A 24,081-nucleotide genomic window follows, 5' to 3' on the forward strand; every position below is an offset into this window, starting at 1 on the left:
GTGTTAGCTGTGTTAGTTACAGGTCCTTCAGAATATCCGCCATGTCATCGGCGTGTTCTTCTTCCTGGGCCAGGATCTCTTCGAAGATCCGGCGAGTGGTCGGGTCTTTATCGCCGATGTACTGGATGATCTCGCGATAGCTGTCCACCGCGATACGCTCGGCCACCAGGTCTTCGTAGACCATTTCCTTCAGCGTATTACCGGCCACGTACTGCGCGTGGGAGTTCTTCGACAGCAGGTCGGGGTTGAACTCCGGCTCGCCACCCAACTGCACGATGCGCTCGGCCAGTTTGTCGGCGTGTTCGGCTTCCTGGGTGGCGTGCTCGAGGAATTCCTCGGCGGCGACATGCGCCTTGACGCCATTGGCCATGAAATAGTGGCGCTTGTAGCGCAGCACGCACACCAGTTCGGTGGCCAGCGATTCGTTGAGCAGACGCAGGATTTCCTGGCGGTCGGCGTCATAGCCTTCAGTCACGGCACCGTTTTCGACGTTCTTGCGGGCGCGCTCACGTAAGGTGGCTACGTCAGACAAATGTGAGTCAGTCATCTCATTCTCCTGGTACTAATCCGGTTTTGCGCCACGCTCTGCCGGCGTGATCGCTCATTGGTTGTGAGTCCCTGGCAACCCGAAAAGTTTTATCGGATTTTACAGCGCGTGTCCCGATAGCCGCGCTTCCTCCTGCAACCATTCAAAAAACGCCCGGACCGGCGGGTGTCGTTCACGGCCCGGCACGCACAGGGCGCTGTAACCGGCGCCGTCGACATGGACCTGTGGCCGGTAAGGCACCAGTAAACCGCTGGCGACGCTTTCCGAAACCAGGATGTTGCTCGCCAACACCAGACCCTGGCCGGCAATCGCTGCTTGCAAGGCGTAGTGCTCTTCGTCGTATTCGCGCAGTGGCGAGGCGGATTGCAGCCAGTCTTCCCCGGCCTTTTCGCACCAGGCCTGCCAGCCCAGGGCGTACAGCTTGGAGTTGTGCCAGCGCACGCTGATCAGGGTCGGGGTACGTTCGCTCGCCAAAGCGACCTGTTCGGGGGAGCCGTACACGGCGAAACATTCGTCGAACAGGCACAAACCGTACAGGTTCACGTAATCGTCGATGCTGTAGCGGATCACCAGGTCGACGCTGGCGTCCTGCTGCAAATCGACCACGGCGCAGTTGGTGTCCAGGCGCAGGCTGATGTCCGGATGAGCGGCATAGAAGCGGCCGAGTCGCGGCACCAGCCACAGAGCGGCAAACGCCGGCGTGGTGGAGAGCGTGAGATTGCCGGCGCTGCGCTGCGGGCGCAGGGTGTCGACGCTTTGCGCGACGTCCAGCAGCGCCCCATGCAGGCTGTGGAACAGGCGCTCGCCGCGTTCTGTAAGTCGCACCTGGCGCGGCAGGCGCTCGAACAGTGGCACGCCGAGCCAGGTTTCCAGGGCGCGAATCTGGTGGGACACGGCCGTTGGCGTTACCGACAGCTCCTGGGCGGCGGCCTTGAAGCTCAGCAGGCGCGACGCCGATTCAAAGGCACGCAGGGCGGTCAGGGGCAGCGAGGCAAACATATGAAGCTCCATGGATGAATTCAAATCATCCAGAACAACTATTGCTCATTTGTGAGGTAAGCCAGGCATCTCTAGATTTGTGGGCAAGAGAGGCGGCCAGTCAGGTTGCCTGAGTCTAGCGCGTGAAGGCCTACAGATGAAAAAAATGCTTGCGATCCATTCCAGCCCCCGTGGCGAACGTTCTCACTCCCGGCGCCTGGCCGAGGTGTTCCTGGGCGCATGGCACGCCACCAACCCTGACGCGCAACTGAGCCGCCGCGAAGTCGGCCGTGCATCGATTCCCCATGTCAGCGAAGCCTTTATTGCCGCCAGTTTTCACCCCGAGCCGCAGTCGATGCCCTTGTCCATGCACGCTGACTTGCAACTGAGCAATGAACTGGTGGCCGAGCTGGTCGAGCACGAACTGCTGGTGATTTCCGTGCCGATGTACAACTTCGGGATTCCCAGCGGCCTCAAGGCCTGGATCGACCAGATCGTGCGCATGGGCCACACCGTGGACATCACCCAGGACAGCCAGGGCATCGCCCAGTACCAGCCGTTGCTGTTGGGTAAAAAGGCGCTGATCATCACCAGCCGCGGCGGCAGTGGCTTTGGCCCGGGCGGGGAAAACGAGGCGATGAACCACGCCGATCCGCACTTGCGCACCGCGTTGGGGTTCATCGGCATTGAAGACGTCACGGTGATTGCAGCAGAAGGTGAAGAGTCCGACCCGAGCGTGTTCCGCCGCTCCTGCGATGCGGTCGAAGGGCAACTGCGCGATCTGGCCGGGAGCTTCTGAGGTGTCCTGGCTCTTCCTGCTGATCGCTGCCGGGTTTGAGGTGACCTTCGCCATGGGCATGAAGTACGCCGACGGCTTCACCCGGCTGTGGCCATCGCTTATCACCGTCATTGCAGCGGTGGGCGGGATCTATTTTCTGACCCTGGCCATGCGTGAGTTGCCGGTGAGCGTGGCTTACCCGATCTGGACTGCCATTGGTTCACTGGGCACGGTGTTTCTCGGGTTTGCGCTGCTGGGGGAGAGCCTGACGATGATCAAGCTGGTGTCGGTGGGCTTGATCGTCGCCGGCGTGGTCGGCCTTAAGTAGCTTCAGGCGCGCTGACATTGCTGCGAACCGGAGTCGTCCAGCGCTCCGACAAAATCACCCCGCCCAGGGTCAGCAAGCCGCCCACCAGGTGATACATCGCCAGTTGCTCCTTCAACACCACTGAGGCAATCAACGCGGTGATCAGCGGCAGCAGATTGAAAAACAGCGTGGTGCGGCTCGGGCCGAGGGTCTTCACCGAATGCATCCACGCCAACGGCGCGAGCATCGAGGCCAGCAGGCAGGCATACAGCACCAGCGGGATATTCGACCAGCCAAGGCCGGCCTTGTCGGAGAACAGGAACAGCGGAAACAGCACCACCACCGCCACCAGCACCTGCAAATACAGCAATACCAGCGGCGGCAACCGCAGCTGCCATTTTTTCAGCAGGGTGCTGTAGACCGCGTAGGCGAGGGTGGCCACCAGCATCATCGCATCACCCATATTCAGCCCGTGTTGCAGCAGGGCGCTGAGACTGCCGGCGGACACTACCACCACCACGCCAGCGAACGACAGCACGGCACCGGTCAGGGCGCCGAAGGTCAGGCGTTGGCCAAGGCTGATGATTGCGGCGGTGAGGGCCATCAGCGGCATCAGCGAGAGGATGATGCCCATGTTGGTGGCCGAGGTCAGGTTGGCGGCGTAATACGCCAGGCTCTGATACACCGCCATGCCCAGCACGCCGAGGATAAAGATCTTGCCCAGGTTGGGACGAATCAGCGACCAATTGGCGATGACAGGTTTGAGCATGAACGGGGTAAACAGCACGCCGGCCAGCAGCCAGCGATAAAAGCCGATCTCGGCAGGGAAAATTGTCCCCACCGCGAGTTTGTTGACCACGGTATTGCCGGCCCAGATAAAAATGGCCAGTAACGGATAAGCGTATTGCATCTAAAGGAACCTGTTACGTCTATGAGCGGCGATTATCCTTTGTCTGGATCGAAGCCTATACTTCGATCCAGCCATCCGACCTTTGTATCCAGACAATATGCTCAAGAAGTACATCAACCTTCCCGATTTCGACCAGTTGCCGTCCCCGGTGTACTTCCGTTATTCGGAGTTCGAGGCCGACACCCATGCCAGTGCGCACCAGCATGCCTGGGGCTCCCTGGACTACTCGGCCCGAGGCGTGATGCGTTTTGAAGTCGCCGGCAGCCGCTTCATGTCGCCGCCGCAATACGCGGTGTGGATCCCGCCGAATACCCAGCACAGTTCCTACAATGCCCAGGCGGTCGTCTATCGTTCGGTGTACCTGGCGCCCACGCTGTGCGATCACTTGCCGGCGCAGCCGTGCACCCTGACCATCAGCGATATCCTCAAGGCGATCCTCAGCGATTTCGCCGAGCGTGACGTCAACATTCCAGAGAATGAAGCTGATGTGCGCCTGGCCCAAGTGCTGGTCGACCAGCTCCGGCAGGCCCCGGTGCACGATTGTTTCCTGCCGTACGCCAGCCATCCCGGGTTGCTCAGCGTACTGGAAGGCATGCAGGCCGACCCAGGTGATAACCGCGCGCTGGCCCAGTGGGCGGAGCAGGCACATGTCAGCGAGCGCACCCTGGCCCGGCAATTTGCTCGTGAACTGGGGATGAGTTTCGGCGAATGGCGCCAACGCCTGCGCTTCCTCGCGTCCATCGAAGCCTTGGATAGCCCGCGCAGCATCCAGGAAGTGGCCTTTGACCTGGGCTACAGCACCGCCTCGGCGTTTATCGCGATGTTTCAGCGCCAGGCCGGCTGCACCCCGGAGCAGTACCGACGGACGAATATTCGTAGCAGGTGAACGTGTAACAGGGTTTGACTACACTGCTGGGGAGGCCGTGCCCCTCGGCACGGTAACAGGGAGAAAACTCCATGAAGATGCTGCGTATTCCGCTGTTGATGATGGGCTTGCTGTTGTGTTCCCAAGGCTTTGCCGCGACTGCCGCACAGACGGCTCAGCAACAAAAAATGACCACTTGCAACGCCGAAGCCAAGACCAGTGGCAAAACCGGTGATGATCGCAAGGCATTCATGAGCACCTGCCTCAAGGCCGCCCCGGCCGCCAACGACGCCAAGACCCTCACGCCACAGCAGCAGAAGATGAAAGACTGCAACGCCACGGCGAAAACCCAGGCGCTGACCGGCGATGCACGTAAAACGTTTATGAGCACCTGCCTGAAGAAATAATAGCCGGGTGCCATAGAAGGCTGCGACACTCGCACACAGCCCTCTGTTGTCTTGTAGGAGCGAGCTTGCTCGCGAAGAACGTCAACGAAAACGCGTTCATCCTGAATAAACGTAGCTTCCTTGCGTTTTTAGCGAGCAAGCTCGCTCCTACAAATAACAGCATCTTTTAACGCCGTTCGTTTTGAGGCTGTATGCCAACGTTTTCTCAGCGTCACGTGTTGTTGTTGGTCAGTTGCGTGCTGATTTTTGGCGGGCTGCTGCTGGTTTTGCCGTTGAAGTTGCTGCCGAGCCTGCTGGCCGGGCTGCTGGTGTACGAGCTGGTCAACATGCTCACCCCGCAGTTGCAGCGGCTGATCGAAGGCCGGCGTGCGCGCTGGTTGGCGGTGGCGTTGCTGGGGACGTTGATCGTCAGCATCCTGACCCTGATCTTCGCCGGGGCCATCAGCTTCCTGCTGCACGAAGCGGAAAATCCGGGGGCTTCCCTCGACAAATTCATGGGCGTGGTTGACCGTGCGCGCGGCCAACTGCCGCCGTTCCTCGACGCCTACCTGCCGGCCAGCGCCGCCGAGTTTCGCGTGGCCATCGGCGAATGGCTGAGCAAACACCTCAGCGAATTGCAGTTGGTGGGCAAAGACGCTGCGCACATGTTCGTGACCTTGCTGATCGGCATGGTGCTGGGCGCGATCATCGCCCTGCAGCGCGTGCCGGACGTCACCAAACGTAAACCCTTGGCTGCTGCGCTGTTCGATCGCCTGCACTTGCTGGTCCAGGCCTTTCGCAACATCGTCTTCGCCCAGATCAAAATCGCCGCGTTGAACACTGCGTTCACCGCGATCTTCCTCGCGGTGGTGCTGCCGCTGTGCGGGATTCACCTGCCGCTGACCAAGACCCTGATCGTGCTGACATTCCTGCTGGGCCTGCTGCCGGTGATCGGTAACCTCATGTCCAACACCCTGATCACCATCGTGGCCTTGTCGCTGTCGATTTGGGTGGCGGTGGCGGCGTTGGGCTACCTGATCGTGATCCACAAGGTCGAGTACTTCCTCAACGCGCGGATCGTCGGCGGGCAGATCAGTGCCAAGTCGTGGGAATTGTTGCTGGCGATGCTGGTGTTCGAAGCCGCGTTCGGCCTGCCGGGGGTGGTGGCGGGGCCGATTTATTATGCGTACTTGAAGAGTGAGTTGAAGCTGGCGGGGATGGTTTAGGCATTGATGTTGCCTGGACTGGCCCCTTCGCGAGCAAGCCCGCTCCCACATTCGGCTGCATTCCAAAGTTGGAACTCGGTCGAATGTGGGAGCGGGCTTGCTCGCGAAGGGCGCGCCACGGTTTCAGCTAAAACTCAGTAGCCGTACCGCTTGCTGGCCTCAATCGCCAGACCACTGCCAATACTGCCAAAGATATTCCCTTCCACATGCTGCGCATTCGGCAGCATCGCCGAGATGCTGTGGCGCAGCGCCGGAATCCCGCTGGAACCCCCGGTAAAGAACACCGTGTCCACCTGGGCCACGTCCACCGAGGCGTCGTTGAGCAACTGGGTCACGCTGTTGCGCACCCGCTCCAGCAAGCCATCGATGGCCGACTCGAACAATGCCCGACTCAACTCCACGCTCAACCCTGGCTCGACCCGGTCCAGCAGCACATGGCGGCTGTCCTGCTGCGTCAGCTGGATCTTGGTTTCTTCCACTTCCATCGCCAGCCAGTGCCCGGCGCGCTGTTCGATCAGGTTGAACAGGCGGTCGATGCCGCCGGTGTCCTCGATGTCGTAGCGCATGCTGCCCAGCGCCAGCTTGGATTTCTGTGAGTACACCGAGTTGATGGTGTGCCAGGTCGCCAGGTTCATGTGGTGGCTGGTGGGCATGTAGGCGCCGCTCTTCATGCGGCTGCCGTAGCCGAACAGCGGCATCATGCCGGCCAGCGAGAGCTGCTTGTCGAAGTCGGTCCCGCCGATGTGCACACCGCCGGTGGCGAGGATGTCGTCGTGACGGTTGTCGATCTGGCGACGCTCGGGCGACAGGCGCACCAGGGAGAAGTCGGAGGTACCACCGCCGATGTCGACGATCAGCACCAGCTCTTCTTTCTCGATGGTGGACTCGTAGTCGAAGGCCGCAGCGATTGGCTCGTACTGGAAGGAAATGTCCTTGAAGCCGATCTTGCGGGCCACGTCCACCAGGGTGTTTTCGGCTTCCTGGTCGGCCATCGGGTCATCGTCGACGAAGAACACCGGACGGCCCAGCACTACTTCGTCAAACTCACGCCCGGCGGTGGTCTCGGCACGGCTCTTGAGTTGGCCGATAAACAGCGCCAGCAGGTCGGTGAACGGCATGGCCGTGCCCAGTACGCTGGTGTCGTGCTTGATCAGCTTGGAACCCAGCAGGCTCTTGAGCGAGCGCATCAGCCGGCCTTCGTAGTTTTCCAGGTACTCGTGCAGGGCCAGTCGACCGTACACCGGGCGGCGTTCTTCGAAGTTGAAGAACACCACCGACGGCAGCGTGATCTTGTCGTCCTCCAGCGCGATAAGCGTTTCCATGCCGGGACGAATCCAGCCGACGGTGGAGTTGGACGTGCCGAAGTCGATACCGCAGGCACGGGCTGGGGATGGGTTTTTCATGTCAATCGGGTTCCGGTTGAAAAACGGCCGCGCAGTGTATGCCACCCGCGCGCAGATGCGTAGGCCGACTATCCGCTAAATACAGCGGACTTGTTACCTTGAAAGCCCGGGCTTTGCCCCCAAATCCTCCCCATACGGTTGGTGGCTGCACGATTCTGCCCGCAGCGCCGATAAACTTCTGACGCACCCTTCGGTCACAAGATTGAGATCGGTCAATCCAGACGCCGCAAACAGGCGCATGCTGTGACGCTGGCAGTGCGATATCGATAATGGATGGTGATGCCCCCGATGGACTTCAAAGACTATTACAAGATTCTCGGTGTAGAACCCACCGCTGACGACAAGGCGATCAAGGCCGCCTATCGCAAGCTGGCGCGCAAATATCACCCGGACGTAAGCAAGGAAAAGGACGCGGAAGCCAAGTTCAAGGACGCGTCCGAAGCCTATGAAGCGCTGAAAAGCGCCGACAAACGCGCCGAATACGACGATTTGCGCAAATACGGCCAGCATGGCCAGCCGTTCCAGGGCCCGCCAGGCTGGCAGAGCCGTGGCGGCTACGGTGGCGGTGGCCAGGACACCGGCGACTTCTCGGACTTCTTCAGCTCGATCTTCGGTTCGCGCGGCAATGGTTTTGGTGGTGCCCAGGGCCGCAGTGCCGGGCGCCGAGGGCAAGATGTGGAAATGGAACTGCCGGTCTTCCTCGAAGAGACCCTGTCCAACGAATCCAAGCAGGTCAACTTCCAGGTGCCGCAATACAACGCGGCCGGCCAGCACGTCAGCAACACCACCAAGAGCCTGAACGTGAAGATCCCAGCCGGTGTGGCCGACGGCGAGCGCATTCGCCTCAAGGGCCAGGGCGCTCCGGGGATTGGCGGGGGTGCCGCAGGTGATCTGTACTTGATCATCAAGTTCGCGCCCCACCCTAAATTCGATGTGGAAGGCGAAGACCTGATCATCACCCTGCCACTGGCTCCATGGGAGCTGGCGTTGGGCACGGAAGTGGCGGTGCCGACACTCACCGGCAAGATCAACCTCAAGGTGCCGGCCGGCAGCCAGAACGGCCAGCGCATGCGCGCCAAGGGCCACGGCTTGTTGAACAAGGCCGGGCAGCGCGGTTACCTGTTTGTGCAACTCAAGGCGGTGATGCCGAAAAACACCGACGAAGAGGTCAAGGCGTTGTGGCAGGAACTGGCACAAAAAGCCGCCTTCGATCCAAGAGAATCATGGAGTAACTAACGATGAGCAGTCCCCGTTTGGTTCAAGTGAACATGGCAGAATTCTGTGAGGCCACCGACCTGTCGGTGGCCTACGTGATCGAAATCGTCGAGCACGGCATTGTTGAACCGGTGGGGACGAGTCCCGAATCCTGGCGCTTTACCGATTACGAACTGGCCCTGGCCAAGCGTGCCTCGGCGCTGCAAAAGGACCTGGAGCTGGAATGGGAAGGCGTCGCCCTGGCGCTCGACCTGCTGGAGGAAGTCCAGCAACTGCGGGCCGAGAACCAGATGCTCAAGCAGCGTTTGGGGCGGTTGGTGCAGACACCCTGAATCCATCAGGCAATGCTGCAGTGCTCCTTGCACGACACCCAGTCACGCAGGGTTAGCGACTGAATCAGCTGCGCGTCCTTCACGGCCAGTTGCAGTTGCACATCTTCAGCCTGAGTCGCGTAGTCCGCATCACTCAGGGTGCCTGAATCGTGTTCCTCCGACAGCCTGTTCAAGTGCATGTCATGGGGTGTTCTCAGTGCGCTGAACTCATCGGCATACTGATTGCGGATAAATACCTGCCAGAACTCGCGGCCCAACAGTGACTGTACGAACAACTTGGAGTTGTCCAATCGCTCGATTCGGCGTGCAGCGTTTTTCAGCAATTGCGGAGTCACCTGGCCCGTTGCAAGGTAGCGGGCCTCGCCGGGTTGGCCAGGCAGGCCAAGACGTTGTTGTAACCCCATACGATAGGCCAGGCGGATTTCAACGTCTTCCAGGTTTGCCAGGGCGGTGGCTTTTTGTTCCGGGGTCATGCCCGACATGCGAATCGCGCCTTCTCGAACACGAATATCCCCGCTTGCCGATTGTTCCACCTCGTCCAGGCGAAACAGGCCCTTTGCCAGGTCCAGCAGTGCCGGCCCTGCTTCGTCGTCGCTGGCCCCATACGTGGCATCCCACGTCAGCTTCTTGATTTCCATATCACTGAACACCAGCGCTGCCCGGTCACCACAGCGTGGGTCACTCGCAATGTTGAATAGCTCTTCACGCAAGCCATCGTGCCGGGCAGCGTCGAGCAGATCCCACAGGCGCGATTGCAGGTCGATATAGCCGCTACGGTACTCCGCAGAGGCTTCGAGGCTGTTGAGGATGTTGAAGAAGGCTTGCGAGCCAGGTTTCTCGGCAATCGACTCCCATGCGATGCGTCTTTGGGCTATCTGCATGGGGGACAAGCCACTCATCCAGTGATGGAATGCCGGCTCCGGCGTGTCGTCCACCGCCGGCACTTGTGCCGCGCCGGCCACTTCTGCCGGCGGGCGTGGCGCCTGGTAGCGCATGGCGCCGAGGAGCCGCCCCGTCTCTGCCTCGGGGTGACGCGAGGCAACATTGAGCCAGTATTCAGCCAGTTGCCCCCGGGCTTCTGCGGTCAGGGGGTTTCCTCCGATAAACGTGACGTTATTGGTGCGGACGGTAGACACGGCCTGCCCGGACGGCGGGTTGACCTGGGACGCAGGCAATTGCGTGATGCGATTGTCGCTGAGGTCGATGATATCCAATGTCTGATGAGCCCCCAGGCCCTGCGGCCATTCGGTGATCCCGGTGTTTCTCAACCACACCCCGCGCAGGTTCCGCAGGCTGCTGAAGTTCGGGGTGCGCAACAGCGGGTTGTTGTCCAGCTTGATTATTTTGAGTGAGGTGAGCCCCTCCAGCACATTCACGTCGGCCTCGGTCATGGACAGCAGGTTGCCTCTGAGGTCCAGGCGGGTTAGCTGATTCATCCGGGCAACGCTGGGTGGGATTGAACCCAACTCGCTGTTCGAGAGTTCGAGCCAGCGGGTGTGGCTGAAGTGGCCGAGAAACTCATCCAGGCCGTACAGGGAATGCATGCCCTGCAATTTGATTGACCCAACGTGGCTGAAATCCGCTTCCAGCCTGGGCAGGTCACCGACGCTTACGCCGAGTGCTTCAAGTGTGTAGCCGATGGGCAAGCCATCGCGAGCCAGGGCTTTGGGGGTCAGGCGACGCCAGCACTGTTTGAGGCTGCGGGCGAATTGCTGGCGGTGGCCGGCGTCCCCTAAGCGAAGGTTTGCGTCGTCGGCGGCTATCAGAAACCGTTGCGCGGCCCAGGCGTCCAGTTGGGCGTTCAAGTTTTGCCATTGGCCTTCCAGGCGCGTCAGCTCGGCCGGCGCCCCGTCACCTGCATTCAGCACAAATTGCTCATTTTCTCCCTCGCTGAAACCGGGAAACAGCTCTCGTACCCGCAGCATTTCTTCGGTGTGGCTCAAGGGCACTTCGAATGCACCAGGCTGCCCACCGTTGCGCCAGCCCGGTCGAGTCTGCGACAGGCGCGTGATGTACGCACGCATCTGCTGATTGGCTTGCGGGGTGAACGGGTTGTTGTGCAGACGTGTCATGCGGTTGAGACGAATACTGGCCTCCACACTTTCGGGTGCAGGGTTGAGCAGGTTGTCGGGCACTGCGCTGAGCTGATTGCTGGACAGGTCGAGTTCCCTGAGTTCCGGCAACTCGAGCAGGCCCGTGGGCCACTGGTTGATCCGTGTGTTGCGCAGTTCCAGCTTGCGCAGCCGGAGCAGGGTGCTGAAATCGGGCAGGGTACCCACGGGGTTGTCATTCAGGGACAGTTCTTCCAGGCGGCTCAAGGCAGCCAGTTGGCCTGCGCTGGTTTCGCTCAGGCGGATGGCATTGCCGGACACGTCCAGATGCGTCAGCTCCTTCATCGCGGTGACCGCTGCGGGCCATTCGGTCAGCGTCTGGCGACCCAGGCCTCCGATTTGCTTGAGGGTCAAACGTTTCAGATTGGGGAAGCGGCCAAGGAACTGCCCGGGACTGTCGGTAAAACCCACAGAGTCGAGAACCAACTCTTCCACATGGCCAAAGTCAGTGGTCACGTCCGGCAGGGTCACCTGTGTGCTGATCTCCAGGCGGCGCCCGGTATTCGCTCCGGCGCTATCCACAGTTTGCCGGCGCCAGCAGTTTCTCAACGCATCGGCCGCCGCCCGCTCCCGGCCACCCGGGTTCACTTCAAATGGGCGCTGGCTCGCCTCTTCACGGGCACTTCGTTTAACCCAGTCTTTGAGCTCGCGTTTGAGGGCGGCATACTGTGCTTCCCTGCGCGTCAGTTCACTGCGTACATCACTCCCGTGGGCCTCGATGAAGGCGTTGACGTGCTCCTCGCGGAAGTCCGGATACAGCTTGCACAATCGCGCTGAGTGGCTGCGCAGTCGATTGAATTTGAGTAACGGGGAACCGCCCGGCAAGCGCAGGTTTTCCGCCAGCGGTTTACGCCATGCAGGAAATTCCAGCAGCACCGGGCGCAGCTCGTCCCGGGCCAACGGCGTTTGCCGCACCCTCTGCTTCAAGGTGCCGGCGTCGCGTGCTGCCTCGCCGAGTGCTCGACGTGGGCCTTGTTCGAGTTTTCCCAGGACGGCGCCATACAGATCGGTAGCGCCGAATGATCCATCTTCACCCATCGCCAGCACCAGTGGCGGTGTGTCGGACGGTGGGCCGATGGCGTCGAACAGCGGCCCCTGTTCGCTGCCCCCGCGGATTTCGATTCGCAGGTTCGGGTCCCAGCCCGGAAGGGTTGGCAGGGTATGCAGGGCCAGTCGTCGACTGTCCGGGCTCTCCATTGCGTCCACGTACAAGCCTTCGTAGGCGCGTGCCATCCGCACCTGATGTTGGCTTTCGCGGGCCTGGGTCATAAGCCTTGGCGACAGCTTCTGATGTTCACTGAGCGCCGTCAGGTCCGCGTCTGTGGCCGTTTCCAGCAGTTGCGTCGCAACGTCGGCTGGCAGGCCGGAAAACCGGTCCATGAGCTGTTGGACGTGAGGCGAGCGGGTCACATTGTGGGCGCGGTAATCTGTGTCGAACAGTGAGGCCCGGCTGTCCCTGGCGGCTTGGGCGACTTCTCGGCGCCACTGTATGGTCTGTTCATCCAGCGCCTGTGGAGTAGGGTTGAGGACCGCAGGATAGGTCAGGCCTTGTTGCGCAACCACGCGGTCGGTCATGGCCTGGTCGGCCAGGGCATAGTCCAGGGGATCATCGCTGCCCATTTTCTCGATAAACGTATCGATCCGCTGATGGATGCCAAAGCGCTCGAGGCTGTCGGCCAACAGCGCTGGCGGCGGCAGGAGGTCTACATGCAGTTGGCGCAGTTGATCAGGCGTGACGCCACTGGCCAGGCGCACCTGTTCCAGCTGCGCGTCGCTCAAGCCCTGGGTGCGATAACCCAGGCGGCGCATTAACATCGAGCCCTCCCAGGTCAGTGGTTCTTCTCCTTCATGGAGCCATGCGCCCGCACCGTTATGCGCCACTTTCGGGGCATAAGCGTCGGAGCGTGTCGGATGTTGTATGCGATAGTTATCACTGTCGGGCTCGGGTTCGAGCGCATACAGTTGATCGTCGAGGCGTAGCAGCGGCTGTTGGTCGTGGCTGTGCAGGCCCAGGTCATCAAAGGCAGCGTCTTTGGGCAACACGACTGCGCTGCGATAGGCGGTCAGGTCCGGTTTCCATAACCGTTGCTCTGCACCTGGCAGACGCACTGGCTTGAGCTCCTGTACCAATGCAGGTGCTGGCGGTATAACCACTTTTTGCAGGCCTTTTCCGGCACCGGCCAACAGGGCCATGGCTGCCAGGTTTTGGGCGACGCTGAACCAGTGCTCCTTGGCCGTATCCCGGTCGCCTTCGCTCCAGTCGATCACACCTTCGAAGGTTTCATACAGCAACTGGCCTGCCATGGCGGCCATCATGATTTCGCTGAGCACCGGGACGAACGCCAGCGCCAAACCGAGCGCGGCAGCGCCGACCTCCAGCCAGTGGGCGATTTTTTGCGCACGCACCCGTGCGTCGACATCGGCGGTGGGCACTGCCTGGTAGCGCGCATCCTTGAGGAGCTTGTCGCGTCCATGCTCAAACAGGCTAACCCACAGGTCGACGTTTTCTGCCCACAGGCCGCGTCTCGATACAACCAGCAGGTACAGGTCGGGAGTGTTCGCCGTCACTTTCCTGCAGCCTGATTTCGGTGGAGGAAGCTTTTGCGGCATGACCGTCGCAGCCAATACCGGGAAGGCTATCTGCAGCATGGTTTGGGTCACAGGCGAGCGAGCAATCGCATCGGCGCTGGAGGTGGAGTTCGGAGCGGGTTCAGTAAATCGGGTGAAGAACGCCGGCTTGTCGCTTTCATTGAGAAACTGGCTGAAAAAACGCTGGTAGCGAGAAGGCTCCGGACGGCCTTTACTGCCCGGCTCGCTCGGCTCTTTATCGCGCGTCACCAACTGGCGGTTCAGCTCGGCTTTCAGTTCGTCAAACGTGTTGTAGCGCTTGAGCGGTTGCTCCGGGTCGTGGGGCAGATAGACGATGAAATCGCTGGCATAGTGATATTTCTCCACCGGTGTAAACACCACGCTCCCCGTCAGCGCACGGCCTGTCACGCTCAGGCAGCTGAACCACACGGGCTTGCCGCCCAACGTCGGGTTGCGTTCGCCGTTGACAACCTCAAGCACCATGATGAAATCGTCAGGCCGAATATCTTGCTTGAGCAGCGCCAGGTACGCCGCTGCTCTGAGAGCGTCTTTTTGGCTGGTGATCACGGCGTCGCGCAAGGGGGCGGCTGCGTCGTCGGTGGGCAGCAATGTTTCCTTCAGGTGAGTCTGGTAGCGGGCACCTATGTCCAGCGTGCGGCACAGCGTTATAAACCCAGGCACGGTCAGTGTCTGGCCAACACTGGGAGAGGCGCCTTCCCGATCGGGATGTTGGGTGAACCCGGAGGAGGGATCAAAGGCTGCGTCTTCGCTTTCGTGGGCTTCAAAGTTATGCAGGGCCGCCTGTAACAGCGAAACTTCCAGTACTTTGTATTTACCGGCCTTGACCCCCAGAACGCCCAGTGTCAGTGGCTCATACAAACGAAGGTAAGTGCCTTCGACGTCCACAGTGATATTGAACTGTTCTTTCAGCGCATGGTTGAGTAGCTCAATGGCGAAAGGTTCGAGCTTCTGGACGTGTTCCAGGTGTTTATCCACAACGTGCTGAGATTTGAAACTGGTTTCATTGAACGCTTTCAGCGTTCTTCGCTGCAGCGGTGACAAGCTGTCCATCCACTGCGCTTGCTCGAGGTCTACCTGTTTCAACGCGTTGATTCGGTGGGGCGGGGCGTGTACCAGCCAGTCCGGAATGGCCTGGCGAATAAAGTCACTGTTGTCGTCAACCGACACGTCGGTGGTGACGGAAGGGGCATCCTGCATGGGGCATTCCTTTGGGCTGGCAAAAGAAAAGCCTACTGAAAACATCATCGGATTAATAAGTCGAAAAACCGCTGGGTCAGCTGCAATAGTTAACGCAGCAACCTGAAATTACGCATGGGTCGAGTACCGGGTTACCGCCCCGGCAGGCCCCTTTTGCACAAGCTATCGTTACACCGGGGATGTCGCGTTTCTGAGAAATCTGGTGTGCGTCGTACATCCGTTCAAATGGCTACCGCCGAGTACCGGGGGCGACTGACTAAGGTCATCACCTTTATCCCCTTCGACGACGCGTCGTTTGCCAGCATCGACAACGAGCTCACGACGTTGAACCGGACACTGACCGATCAGGCGATCAGTGCCATTCTCGGGGCCTAGAACAGGAAGTAACGCTGGGCCATCGGCAGTACATCCGCCGGTTCACACCACAGCAACACGCCGTCGGCCTTGACCTGATACGTCTGCGGGTCAACCTCGATATCCGGCAGGTAATCGTTGTGGATCAAGTCGGTTTTCTGCACTGAGCGGCAACCCTTGACCACGGCGATCTGCTTCTTCAAGCCCAACTGCTCGGGCAAACCCGCCGCCAACGCCGCCTGGCTGATAAAGGTCAGGCTGGTGGCGTGCAGCGAGCTGCCGAAGCTGGCGAACATCGGACGGTAGTGCACCGGCTGCGGCGTGGGAATCGAAGCGTTTGCGTCGCCCATCAGGCTTGAGGCAATCGCGCCGCCCTTGAGGATCAGCGTCGGCTTGATCCCGAAAAACGCCGGGCGCCACAGCACCAGGTCGGCCCACTTGCCCACTTCGATGGAACCTACTTCATGGCTGATGCCGTGGGTGATCGCCGGGTTGATCGTGTACTTGGCGATGTAGCGTTTGGCGCGAAAGTTGTCGTTGCCTTCGCCGTCTCCCGGCAGCGGGCCGCGCTGTTTTTTCATCTTGTCGGCGGTCTGCCAAGTGCGCGTGATCACTTCACCGACGCGGCCCATGGCCTGGCTGTCGGAGCTGATCATCGAGAACGCGCCGAGGTCGTGCAGGATGTCTTCGGCAGCAATCGTCTCGCGGCGGATGCGGCTTTCGGCGAAGGCCACGTCTTCGGCAATGCTCGGGTCCAGGTGATGGCAGACCATCAACATGTCCAGGTGTTCGTCGATGGTGTTGCGGGTGAACGGCCGGGTCGGGTTGGTGGAGCTGGGCAGCACGTTGGGGAAGCCGCAGGCCTTGATGATGTCGGGCGCGTGGCCGCCACCGGCACCTTCGGTGTGATAGGTGTGGATGGTGCGGCCCTTGAAGGCGGCGAGGGTGGTTTCGACAAAGCCGGATTCGTTGAGGGTGTCGCTGTGGATCGCCACCTGCACGTCGTACTCGTCGGCGACGCTCAGGCAGTTGTCGATGCTCGCCGGCGTGGTGCCCCAGTCTTCATGGAGCTTCAAGCCAATGGCGCCGGCCTTCACTTGTTCGATCAACGGCTCCGGCAGGCTGGCGTTGCCCTTGCCGGTGAAACCGATGTTCATCGGGAACGAGTCGGAGGCCTGGAGCATGCGCGCCAGGTGCCACGGGCCGGAGGTGCAGGTGGTGGCGTTGGTGCCGGTGGCCGGGCCCGTGCCGCCGCCGATCATGGTGGTGACGCCGCTGGTCAGCGCTTCTTCGATTTGCTGTGGGCAGATGAAGTGGATGTGGGTGTCGATGCCGCCGGCGGTGAGGATCATGCCTTCACCGGCAATCACTTCGGTGCTGGCGCCGACGCAGATGGTCACGCCGGGCTGGATGTCCGGGTTGCCGGCTTTGCCGATCGCGAAGATGCGGCCGTTCTTCAGGCCGACGTCAGCCTTGACGATGCCCCAGTGGTCGATGATCAGCGCGTTGGTGATCAGGGTGTCGACCACCTCATGGGCGAGCAGTTGGCTCTGGCCCTGGCCGTCACGGATCACCTTGCCGCCTCCGAATTTCACTTCTTCGCCATAGACGGTGAAATCCTGTTCGACTTCGACGAACAGCTCGGTGTCGGCCAGGCGGACTTTGTCACCCACGGTGGGGCCGTACATGTCGGCGTAGGCTTGTCTGGAAATCTTCATGTGTTTGGTTCCTTGATCGTTCCCGATAGGTGGCGAGGGAGCTTGCTCCCGCTGGGCTGCGCAGCAGCCCCAAAAGCCAGGCACCGGGGTGAGTCAGAAAGATTGAGTCAGTTCTTTAGCGGCCGCTGCGCGCCCGAGCGGGAGCAAGCTCCCTCGCCACAGGTCAGTCCAGGTCACCCATGATTTTCCCGGCAAACCCGAACACCCGGCGCTTGCCACTCAGCTCAACCAGTTCCACCTCACGACTTTGCCCCGGCTCAAAGCGCACGGCGGTGCCGGCCGGAATGTTCAGGCGCATGCCACGGCTGGCGGGACGGTCGAAGGTCAATGCGTCGTTGGTTTCGAAAAAGTGATAGTGAGAGCCGACCTGGATCGGCCGGTCGCCGCTGTTGGCTACGCTCAAGGTGGCGGTTCGACGGCCTACGTTGAGTTCGATGTCGCCAGGCTGGATCTGAAATTCGCCAGGAATCATGCGGGTTGTCCCAGGGTCTTGAAGTAGATGGCGGTCGGGGTGTAGCGCCCGTCCGGGCTTTGGCAGTAGTCGGGCAATTCACCGATCTTGGTGTAGCGCAGCGACTGGTAGAACGCTTCGGCACCGGAGCCGGCTTCGGTGTCCAAGTACAGCAACCCCCGTTTGTACTGGCGGGCACTCAGTTCCAGGGCGCTCATCAGTTGCTGGCCGAGGCCGCGGCGCCGGGCCTCGCTGTGCACCAGCAGCTTCTGCACTTCGGCGCGGTTCAGGCCGTTGGCCTTCAGGCACAGGGCCAACTGCACGCTGGCAACGACCTGCTCATCACGCACCACCACCCACAGCAGCAGGCTGCCGTCGGTGATACTGGCCTGCACACCGCTGAGATAAGCGCTGGCCTGGGCTTCATCGAAGTCGGCCATGAAACCCACTGATGCGCCATGCTTCACGGCGTCCAACAACAGCTCAATCAAACCCGGGCGGTAATGGGCAAAACTTTCGGCATTGACTCGACGCAGTTGGGCGGCGTTCATCGGTATCACTCCTTGGGCGGCACAGCGCCTGGGTTGAGCGTCAGTTGCATGAAGGTCAGGTCCAGCCAGCGGCCGAACTTGGTGCCGACCTGGGGCATCTGCCCGGTGGTGATGAAACCCAGGCGCTCATGCAAGCGGATAGAGGCCTGGTTGCCGCTCTCGATAGCGGCGACCATCACGTGTTTGTCGCAGGTTTTCGCCCGCTCGATCAGCGCCTGCATCAGATGAGGCCCGAGGCCTTTGCCGCGCTGGTCGCTGCGCACGTATACCGAGTGCTCGACGGTGTGGCGAAAGCCTTCGAAGGGCCGCCAGTCGCCGAACGAGGCATAGCCGATGACCTGCTCGTCTTCGACGGCCACCAGGATCGGATAAAACTGCGACTGACGGGCACTGAACCAGGCCTGGCGGTTGCCCAGGTCTACCGGTTGTTCGTTCCAGATCGCCGTGGTGTTCAGCACCGCGTCGTTGTAGATATCGCGAATCCCTGGCAAATCGGCGTGCACCGCATCACGAATCAAAAAGGACATGGCCGGGCCTCAGGCGATGGGTTGATGGACGGTGACCAGCTTGGTGCCGTCGGGGAAGGTGGCTTCCACCTGGATGTCCGGGATCATTTCAGGGATGCCTTCCATCACTTGTTCGCGGGTGAGCAGGGTGGTGCCGAAGTGCATCAGCTCGGCGACGGTGCGGCCATCGCGGGCGCCTTCCATCAGCGCGGCGGAAATGTAGGCGATGGTTTCCGGGTAGTTGAGCTTCACACCGCGCGCCAACCGCCGCTCGGCCACCAGGCCGGCGGTGAAGATCAGCAGTTTGTCTTTTTCCCGTGGGGTCAGGTCCATCGTTCAAGGTCCACTATGAAATACATTCGTAAAAACACCGGAGATCCAATGTGGGAGCGGGCTTGCTCGCGAATGCGGTGTGTCAGTGAATGCATCTTTGCCTGACCCACTGCATTCGCGAGCAAGCCCGCTCCCACATTTTTAATCTTCATGTGCTCCAGATTCTCGGTGATACAGCCTCGCGGCCCAGCACCGCCGGGCGCAGCAGGCGCCACAGCGCGATCAGCCAGCCTCGCGCCAGCAGCGCTTCACTGGCCAGGCAGCGGGCTACCAGCAGGCCGGGCAATTGGGTCAGGTCGCCGCGTACTGCGTGGGGCAGGGAGCGGCATTGTTCGAGCAGGTCAGGGTCGATTTCGCCGGTCACCAGCAAGGTGGCGAACACCGGTTGACCGTCCAGCCCGATGGGCGAGTCGAGCAAACCGTCGGCGCCCACAATGCGCTGGCGCTCATGCCAAATCAACTGGCCGTCGCGGCGGATATCCAGGTGCGACTGGAAGTGCCCGAGGTCGAAACGCTCGCCACTGGCGGGGCGCCCGAGGGCGACCACGTCCCAGTAGAACAGCCGGGCATCGCCTTGCAGCTCAATGCGCGTGGTGAGTTCGGCCTGGGCGGCGCTGAACACGATGGTCTCCTGCGGCAGCCATTCCAGCGTCGCACCAGCCTCCACCGTCAGCTCCAGTTTTTGATAGGCCGGCCCGCCGGCGCGATACCACTTGGCCGCGCCGGGGCTGGTCAATTGCGCCCAGGCTCCTTCGGCGACATGGGCCGTGATGTCGAGGCGATCACCGCCGGCAATTCCGCCTGGCGGGTGCACGATGATGTGCTGGCACACCTCGGGGCCTTCGGCGTACAGGTGCTTTTGCACCCGCAGCGGGCCGAGGTGGCGGCGCATTACCGGGCGCGTGGTGTCGCCGAAACGCGCGTAGCCGAGCTCCAGCTCGGCGTGCCAGCTGGGGGTGAACAGCGCGGTGGGGGCAGGTAGAGTCATGGTCAGTGCTTATCGTTAGGACGCTACAGATTAGATCGTAACGAGCCCGCGCACACCCTCGCTTTCCATATTTTCTCCACGCCCCTGCTGGACGATTTCGCCCCGGGACATCACCAGGTACTGGTCGGCCAGTTCAGCAGCAAAATCGTAGAACTGTTCCACCAGCAGAATTGCCATGTCGCCGCGTGCCGCGAGCTTCTTGATCACCGCGCCGATCTCCTTGATCACCGACGGCTGGATGCCTTCGGTGGGTTCATCGAGGATCAATAGGCGCGGGCGGCTGGCCAGGGCGCGGCCGATTGCCAGTTGCTGTTGCTGGCCGCCGGACAAGTCGCCGCCCCGGCGTTGCTTCATTTGCAGCAGCACCGGAAACAGCTCGTAGATGAAGGCCGGCACTTCCTTGGCTTCGGAGCCGGGGAAGCGCGACAGGCCCATCAGCAGGTTTTCTTCCACTGTCAGGCGGCCAAAAATCTCCCGGCCCTGGGGCACATAAGCGATACCGGCGTGCACCCGCTGGTGCGGCTTGAAGCCGGTAATGGCCTTGCCTTCCCAGTTCACCGCGCCTTCCTTGGCCGGTAGCAAACCCATCAGGCACTTGAGCAAGGTGGTCTTGCCCACGCCGTTGCGGCCCAGCAAACAGGTGACTTCGCCGACTTTTACCTCAAAGGAAAGCCCGCGCAGGATGTGGCTACCGCCGTAGTACTGGTGCAGCTTGTCGACTTGCAGCATGTTCAAATTCTCCTCAATGATCGTTCCCACGCTCTGCGTGGGAATGCCGCAATGGACGCTCCGCGTCCGCCGTGTGACGCAGAGCGTCACCGGATGCATTCCCACGCGGAGCGTGGGAACGATCAGGTTCAGCGGCCGAGGTAAACCTCGATCACTCGCTCATTTTCCTGCACCTGTTCCAGCGACCCTTCGGCCAGCACGCTGCCCTGGTGCAACACTGTCACGTGGTCGGCAATCGAGCCGACAAAGCCCATGTCGTGCTCCACCACCATCAGCGAATGCTTGCCCGCGAGGCGCTTGAACAGTTCGGCGGTGAACTCGGTTTCGGCGTCGGTCATGCCCGCCACCGGTTCGTCCAGCAGCAACAGTTGCGGGTCTTGCATCAGCAGCATGCCGATTTCCAGGAACTGCTTCTGGCCGTGGGACAGCAAACCGGCGGGGCGGTTGACCGAGGCGGTGAGGCGGATGGTGTCGAGGACTTCGCTGATGCGGTCTTTCTGCTCGCCGCTCAAGCGCGCCCGCAGGCTGGCCCACACCGACTTGTCGGTCTTCTGCGCCAGCTCGAGGTTTTCGAACACACTCAGGGCTTCGAATACCGTGGGCTTCTGGAACTTGCGACCGATGCCGGCCTGGGCGATCTGCACTTCGCTCATGCTCGTCAGGTCGAGGGTTTCGCCGAACCAGGCCTTGCCGTGGCTGGGCCGGGTCTTGCCGGTGATCACGTCCATCAGCGTGGTCTTGCCCGCGCCGTTGGGGCCGATGATGCAGCGCAATTCGCCGACGCCGATGTACAGGTTCAAGTCGTTCAATGCCTTGAAACCGTCGAAGCTGACGCTGATGTCTTCCAGGGTCAGGATCGTGCCGTGGCGGGTGTTCAGGCCTTTGCCAGCCGCCTGGCCGAGGCCGATGGCATCGCGGGCGCTGCCCTGGTCTTTGTTCGGTTCAAGAATGGGCTCGAGCATGAATTCCGCCGTCGCTGTAATTCTCATTGGTCGCCCCTTTTCTTCAGCAGGCCAATCACACCCTTGGGCAAATACAGGGTGACGATGATGAACAGCGCACCGAGGAAGAACAGCCAATACTCAGGAAACGCCACGGTGAACCAGCTCTTCATACCATTGACCACGCCAGCGCCCAGCAACGGACCGATCAAGGTTCCACGCCCGCCGAGGGCCACCCACACAGCGGCCTCGATGGAGTTGGTCGGCGACATTTCGCTGGGGTTGATGATGCCCACTTGCGGCACATACAACGCGCCCGCCAAACCGCACAGCACCGCGCTCAACACCCACACGAACAGCTTGAAACCGCGTGGGTCGTAGCCGCAGAACATCAGGCGGTTTTCCGCATCCCGCAGTGCCGTCAACACCCGGCCAAACTTGCTCTGGGCCAGGCGCCAGCCGATGTACAGGCTCGCCACCAATAACGCCACGGTGGCCACAAACAGCACCGCCCGCGTGCCCGGTTCGGTGATGCCAAACCCAAGGATGCTGCGGAAATTGGTAAAGCCGTTATTGCCGCCAAACCCGGTCTCGTTGCGGAAGAACAGCAGCATCCCGGCGAACGTCAGGGCCTGGGTCATGATCGAGAAATACACGCCCTTGATCCGCGAGCGGAAGGCGAAGAACCCGAACACCAGCGCCAGTAAACCTGGCGCCAACACCACCAGGCACATGGCCCAGAGGAAGTGGCTGGTACCGGTCCAGTACCACGGCAACTCGGTCCACGACAAGAAGGTCATGAACGCCGGCAGCTCATCGCCGGACGCCTGGCGCATCAGGTACATGCCCATGGCATAACCGCCCAGCGCAAAGAACAAGCCGTGGCCGAGGGACAACATCCCGGCGTAACCCCACACCAAATCCAGGGCCAGGGCGACAATGGCGTAGCACAGAATCTTGCCCACCAACGTCAGCGTGTAGGCGGAAACGTGCAGCGGGTTTTCCGGTGACAACAGCGAGAACAACGGCAGCGCCAGCAGCAGGATCAGGATCACTGCACCGACCGCAACGGTCACCTTGGGGCCGGCCTTTTGCGCGGCCGTGAGCATCAATGGCTGGTTCATCAGTCGATCACCCGTCCTTTCAGTGCGAAGAGTCCCTGCGGGCGTTTCTGGATGAACAGAATGATCAGCGCGAGGATCAGGATCTTGCCGAGTACGGCACCGATCTGCGGTTCGAGAATCTTGTTGGCTATCCCTAAGCCGAAGGCGGCCATGACGCTGCCGGCCAACTGGCCGACGCCACCGAGCACCACCACCAGGAACGAGTCGATGATGTAGCTCTGGCCGAGGTCCGGGCCGACGTTGCCGATCTGGCTCAAGGCAACACCGCCGAGGCCGGCGATGCCGGAACCGAGGCCAAAGGCGAGCATGTCCACGCGCCCGGTGGGCACGCCGCAGCAGGCGGCCATGTTGCGGTTCTGGGTCACGGCGCGCACGTTGAGGCCCAGGCGCGTCTTGTTCAGCAGCAACCAGGTCAGCACCACCACGAACAGCGCGAAGGCGATGATCACGATGCGGTTGTAGGGCAGCACCAGGTTGGGCAGCACCTGAATCCCGCCGGACAGCCATTCGGGGTTGGCCACTTCAACGTTCTGCGCACCGAACACCAGGCGCACCAGTTGGATCAGCATCAGGCTGATGCCCCAGGTAGCGAGCAGGGTTTCCAGCGGGCGGCCATAAAGGTGACGAATCACCGTACGTTCCAGGGCCATGCCGATGGCGGCGGTGACAAAAAACGCCACCGGCAGCGCGATCAGTGGGTAGAACTCGATGGCCTGGGGCACGTAGCGCTGCATCAGCAACTGCACCACATAGGTGGAGTAGGCACCGAGCATCAGCATCTCGCCGTGGGCCATGTTGATCACCCCGAGCAAGCCGAAGGTGATCGCCAGGCCGAGCGCTGCCAGCAGCAGGATCGAACCCAGGGACATGCCGCTGAAGGCCTGGCCGAGAATCTCGCCCACCATCAGTTTGCGTTTGACCTGGGCCAGGCTGGTTTCGGCAGCGGTGTGCACCGTGGCGTCGGCTTCGACACCAGGCGCGAGCAGGGCTTCCAGGCGGGTGCGGGCGAGCGGGTCACCGGTGCCGCCGAGCAAGCGCACGGCGGCCAGGCGCACAGCCGGGTCGGGGTCCACCAGTTGCAGGTTGGCCAGGGCGAGGCTGAGGGCTGTGTGTACGTCGTCGTTGGTTTCACCGGCGAGTTGCTGGTCGAGGAATTTCAGCTGCGCAGGTTGTGCGCTTTTTTGCAGGGTAAGCGCTGCGGCCAGGCGCACCTTGGGATCGGCGGCGAGCAATTCCTGGCTGGCTTGTACGTTGTCGATCAGGCCGCGCAGGCGGTTGTTCAGGCGTACGGTTTTGGTTTCACCGTTGACGCTGATCTGGCCTTGTTGCAGGGCGTTCACCAACTCGATACGCGCCGGGTCGGGCTGGGCGGCCCAGTCCTGGAGCAGCTTGGCTTGTTGCATCGGGTTGGCGTTGATGAAGTCTTCGGCGTCGCTGGCGTGTGCGGCGAAGGGCAGCAACAGCAACAACGTCATGAGATAGCGTTTGAGGGCAGTGGGCATAAACAAATGTCCTGATCAT

General features: G+C 61.3%; 23 protein-coding genes. 8 read left to right on the forward strand and 15 right to left on the reverse strand.

Features of this window, described 5'->3' with window-relative positions:
- Nucleotides 1–16: 16 nt before the first annotated feature.
- Together SNL23_RS21605 and SNL23_RS21610 are read right to left on the reverse strand one after the other, a co-directional pair.
- On the reverse strand, nt 17–547 hold the full coding sequence (locus SNL23_RS21605) for a ferritin-like domain-containing protein (RefSeq protein WP_076018020.1): 531 nt from the start codon (nt 545–547) through the stop codon (nt 17–19).
- Nucleotides 548–646: 99 nt separating this feature from the next.
- A complete protein-coding gene (locus tag SNL23_RS21610) occupies nt 647–1,558 on the reverse strand; it encodes a LysR substrate-binding domain-containing protein (RefSeq protein WP_318303455.1) in 912 nt (303 codons plus the stop codon).
- A gap of 124 nt (nt 1,559–1,682) precedes the next feature.
- Here SNL23_RS21610 and SNL23_RS21615 point away from each other — a divergent pair, with 124 nt between their 5' ends.
- Both SNL23_RS21615 and SNL23_RS21620 read left to right on the forward strand, forming a co-directional pair.
- Nucleotides 1,683–2,324: an FMN-dependent NADH-azoreductase gene (locus SNL23_RS21615; protein WP_076018018.1), complete on the forward strand. Its 642-nt coding sequence runs from the start codon at nt 1,683–1,685 to the stop codon at nt 2,322–2,324.
- Between the two features lies 1 nt (nt 2,325).
- Nucleotides 2,326–2,631, forward strand: a complete 306-nt coding sequence (locus SNL23_RS21620; protein WP_076018017.1) for a DMT family transporter — start codon at nt 2,326–2,328, stop codon at nt 2,629–2,631.
- Here SNL23_RS21620 and SNL23_RS21625 read toward each other — a convergent pair.
- Complete coding sequence (locus SNL23_RS21625) at nt 2,624–3,520, reverse strand: DMT family transporter (RefSeq protein ID WP_076018016.1); 897 nt, start codon at nt 3,518–3,520, stop codon at nt 2,624–2,626. The two genes, SNL23_RS21620 and SNL23_RS21625, sit on opposite strands and share 8 nt — an antisense overlap.
- 97 nt (nt 3,521–3,617) lie before the next feature.
- Between SNL23_RS21625 and SNL23_RS21630 the strand changes: the two genes are divergently transcribed.
- From SNL23_RS21630 to SNL23_RS21640, 3 genes are all read left to right on the forward strand, one after another.
- Nucleotides 3,618–4,406 (forward strand): AraC family transcriptional regulator, encoded by a 789-nt coding sequence (locus SNL23_RS21630; protein ID WP_076018015.1) that lies wholly within the window; start codon nt 3,618–3,620, stop codon nt 4,404–4,406.
- A gap of 71 nt (nt 4,407–4,477) precedes the next feature.
- Nucleotides 4,478–4,792: a PsiF family protein gene (locus SNL23_RS21635; protein WP_017478381.1), complete on the forward strand. Its 315-nt coding sequence runs from the start codon at nt 4,478–4,480 to the stop codon at nt 4,790–4,792.
- Between the two features lie 191 nt (nt 4,793–4,983).
- Nucleotides 4,984–5,997, forward strand: coding sequence for an AI-2E family transporter (locus SNL23_RS21640; RefSeq protein WP_076018014.1), 1,014 nt, complete (start codon nt 4,984–4,986; stop codon nt 5,995–5,997).
- Nucleotides 5,998–6,131: 134 nt separating this feature from the next.
- On the opposite strand, the gene SNL23_RS21645 is transcribed toward SNL23_RS21640, so the two are convergent.
- The gene (locus SNL23_RS21645; RefSeq protein WP_093202293.1) at nt 6,132–7,400 is read right to left on the reverse strand and encodes an Hsp70 family protein; all 1,269 of its coding nucleotides are present in this window, start codon (nt 7,398–7,400) and stop codon (nt 6,132–6,134) included.
- Between the two features lie 288 nt (nt 7,401–7,688).
- On the opposite strand from SNL23_RS21645, the gene SNL23_RS21650 reads away from it, so the two are divergent.
- Nucleotides 7,689–8,636, forward strand: coding sequence for a DnaJ C-terminal domain-containing protein (locus SNL23_RS21650; protein ID WP_076018012.1), 948 nt, complete (start codon nt 7,689–7,691; stop codon nt 8,634–8,636).
- A 2-nt stretch (nt 8,637–8,638) separates the two neighbouring features.
- The gene (locus tag SNL23_RS21655; RefSeq protein WP_003217397.1) at nt 8,639–8,947 is read left to right on the forward strand and encodes a chaperone modulator CbpM; all 309 of its coding nucleotides are present in this window, start codon (nt 8,639–8,641) and stop codon (nt 8,945–8,947) included.
- A gap of 5 nt (nt 8,948–8,952) precedes the next feature.
- Here the strand turns inward: SNL23_RS21655 and SNL23_RS21660 are convergent, their stop codons facing one another.
- Entirely contained in the window at nt 8,953–14,865 is a 5,913-nt protein-coding gene (locus tag SNL23_RS21660) for an NEL-type E3 ubiquitin ligase domain-containing protein (RefSeq protein WP_318303457.1), read from the reverse strand.
- A gap of 204 nt (nt 14,866–15,069) precedes the next feature.
- Between SNL23_RS21660 and SNL23_RS21665 the strand changes: the two genes are divergently transcribed.
- Complete coding sequence (locus SNL23_RS21665; protein ID WP_318303458.1) at nt 15,070–15,240, forward strand: hypothetical protein; 171 nt, start codon at nt 15,070–15,072, stop codon at nt 15,238–15,240.
- Here SNL23_RS21665 and ureC read toward each other — a convergent pair.
- The 10 genes from ureC to urtB all read right to left on the reverse strand — a co-directional run bounded on the left by ureC (nt 15,237) and on the right by urtB (nt 24,062).
- Nucleotides 15,237–16,937 carry an urease subunit alpha gene (gene ureC, locus SNL23_RS21670; protein WP_076018010.1) on the reverse strand — a complete coding sequence of 567 codons (1,701 nt, stop codon included), beginning with the start codon at nt 16,935–16,937 and terminating at the stop codon, nt 15,237–15,239. The two genes, SNL23_RS21665 and ureC, sit on opposite strands and share 4 nt — an antisense overlap.
- Before the next feature lie 163 nt (nt 16,938–17,100).
- Nucleotides 17,101–17,409, reverse strand: a complete 309-nt coding sequence (locus tag SNL23_RS21675) for an urease subunit beta (protein ID WP_318303460.1) — start codon at nt 17,407–17,409, stop codon at nt 17,101–17,103.
- Nucleotides 17,406–17,939, reverse strand: a complete 534-nt coding sequence (locus SNL23_RS21680; RefSeq protein WP_167664846.1) for a GNAT family N-acetyltransferase — start codon at nt 17,937–17,939, stop codon at nt 17,406–17,408. Before SNL23_RS21680 ends, SNL23_RS21675 begins: the two co-directional genes overlap by 4 nt.
- A 5-nt stretch (nt 17,940–17,944) precedes the next feature.
- Nucleotides 17,945–18,466 carry a GNAT family N-acetyltransferase gene (locus SNL23_RS21685; RefSeq protein WP_318303461.1) on the reverse strand — a complete coding sequence of 174 codons (522 nt, stop codon included), beginning with the start codon at nt 18,464–18,466 and terminating at the stop codon, nt 17,945–17,947.
- 9 nt (nt 18,467–18,475) lie between these two features.
- A complete protein-coding gene (gene ureA, locus SNL23_RS21690; RefSeq protein ID WP_003217383.1) occupies nt 18,476–18,778 on the reverse strand; it encodes an urease subunit gamma in 303 nt (100 codons plus the stop codon).
- Between the two features lie 148 nt (nt 18,779–18,926).
- Nucleotides 18,927–19,766 (reverse strand): urease accessory protein UreD, encoded by an 840-nt coding sequence (locus tag SNL23_RS21695; protein WP_076018006.1) that lies wholly within the window; start codon nt 19,764–19,766, stop codon nt 18,927–18,929.
- Between the two features lie 30 nt (nt 19,767–19,796).
- A complete protein-coding gene (urtE, locus tag SNL23_RS21700) occupies nt 19,797–20,495 on the reverse strand; it encodes an urea ABC transporter ATP-binding subunit UrtE (protein WP_017478391.1) in 699 nt (232 codons plus the stop codon).
- Nucleotides 20,496–20,623: 128 nt separating this feature from the next.
- A complete protein-coding gene (urtD, locus tag SNL23_RS21705) occupies nt 20,624–21,484 on the reverse strand; it encodes an urea ABC transporter ATP-binding protein UrtD (RefSeq protein WP_003217378.1) in 861 nt (286 codons plus the stop codon).
- Nucleotides 21,481–22,560, reverse strand: coding sequence for an urea ABC transporter permease subunit UrtC (gene urtC / locus SNL23_RS21710; RefSeq protein ID WP_063033353.1), 1,080 nt, complete (start codon nt 22,558–22,560; stop codon nt 21,481–21,483). The genes urtD and urtC overlap by 4 nt, the downstream gene beginning before the upstream one ends.
- Nucleotides 22,560–24,062 (reverse strand): urea ABC transporter permease subunit UrtB, encoded by a 1,503-nt coding sequence (gene urtB, locus SNL23_RS21715; RefSeq protein ID WP_076018005.1) that lies wholly within the window; start codon nt 24,060–24,062, stop codon nt 22,560–22,562. The genes urtC and urtB overlap by 1 nt, the downstream gene beginning before the upstream one ends.
- Nucleotides 24,063–24,081 lie beyond the last annotated feature (19 nt).

The organism is Pseudomonas sp. SED1 (genome assembly GCF_034044025.1).
Classification (GTDB): Bacteria; Pseudomonadota; Gammaproteobacteria; order Pseudomonadales; family Pseudomonadaceae; genus Aquipseudomonas.

Excerpts from the sequence above, each read along its gene's own strand:
- SNL23_RS21605 (WP_076018020.1), bottom strand. The coding sequence starts at position 547 with ATGACTGACTCACATTTGTCTGACGTAGCCACCTTACGTGAGCGCGCC.
- SNL23_RS21610 (WP_318303455.1), bottom strand. The coding sequence starts at position 1,558 with ATGGAGCTTCATATGTTTGCCTCGCTGCCCCTGACCGCCCTGCGTGCC.
- SNL23_RS21615 (WP_076018018.1), top strand. The coding sequence starts at position 1,683 with ATGAAAAAAATGCTTGCGATCCATTCCAGCCCCCGTGGCGAACGTTCT.
- SNL23_RS21625 (WP_076018016.1), bottom strand. The coding sequence starts at position 3,520 with ATGCAATACGCTTATCCGTTACTGGCCATTTTTATCTGGGCCGGCAAT.
- SNL23_RS21630 (WP_076018015.1), top strand. The coding sequence starts at position 3,618 with ATGCTCAAGAAGTACATCAACCTTCCCGATTTCGACCAGTTGCCGTCC.
- SNL23_RS21635 (WP_017478381.1), top strand. The coding sequence starts at position 4,478 with ATGAAGATGCTGCGTATTCCGCTGTTGATGATGGGCTTGCTGTTGTGT.
- SNL23_RS21640 (WP_076018014.1), top strand. The coding sequence starts at position 4,984 with ATGCCAACGTTTTCTCAGCGTCACGTGTTGTTGTTGGTCAGTTGCGTG.
- SNL23_RS21645 (WP_093202293.1), bottom strand. The coding sequence starts at position 7,400 with ATGAAAAACCCATCCCCAGCCCGTGCCTGCGGTATCGACTTCGGCACG.
- SNL23_RS21650 (WP_076018012.1), top strand. The coding sequence starts at position 7,689 with ATGGACTTCAAAGACTATTACAAGATTCTCGGTGTAGAACCCACCGCT.
- SNL23_RS21655 (WP_003217397.1), top strand. The coding sequence starts at position 8,639 with ATGAGCAGTCCCCGTTTGGTTCAAGTGAACATGGCAGAATTCTGTGAG.
- SNL23_RS21660 (WP_318303457.1), bottom strand. The coding sequence starts at position 14,865 with ATGCAGGATGCCCCTTCCGTCACCACCGACGTGTCGGTTGACGACAAC.
- ureC (WP_076018010.1), bottom strand. The coding sequence starts at position 16,937 with ATGAAGATTTCCAGACAAGCCTACGCCGACATGTACGGCCCCACCGTG.
- SNL23_RS21675 (WP_318303460.1), bottom strand. The coding sequence starts at position 17,409 with ATGATTCCTGGCGAATTTCAGATCCAGCCTGGCGACATCGAACTCAAC.
- SNL23_RS21680 (WP_167664846.1), bottom strand. The coding sequence starts at position 17,939 with ATGAACGCCGCCCAACTGCGTCGAGTCAATGCCGAAAGTTTTGCCCAT.
- SNL23_RS21685 (WP_318303461.1), bottom strand. The coding sequence starts at position 18,466 with ATGTCCTTTTTGATTCGTGATGCGGTGCACGCCGATTTGCCAGGGATT.
- ureA (WP_003217383.1), bottom strand. The coding sequence starts at position 18,778 with ATGGACCTGACCCCACGGGAAAAAGACAAACTGCTGATCTTCACCGCC.
- SNL23_RS21695 (WP_076018006.1), bottom strand. The coding sequence starts at position 19,766 with ATGACTCTACCTGCCCCCACCGCGCTGTTCACCCCCAGCTGGCACGCC.
- urtE (WP_017478391.1), bottom strand. The coding sequence starts at position 20,495 with ATGCTGCAAGTCGACAAGCTGCACCAGTACTACGGCGGTAGCCACATC.
- urtD (WP_003217378.1), bottom strand. The coding sequence starts at position 21,484 with ATGAGAATTACAGCGACGGCGGAATTCATGCTCGAGCCCATTCTTGAA.
- urtC (WP_063033353.1), bottom strand. The coding sequence starts at position 22,560 with ATGAACCAGCCATTGATGCTCACGGCCGCGCAAAAGGCCGGCCCCAAG.
- urtB (WP_076018005.1), bottom strand. The coding sequence starts at position 24,062 with ATGCCCACTGCCCTCAAACGCTATCTCATGACGTTGTTGCTGTTGCTG.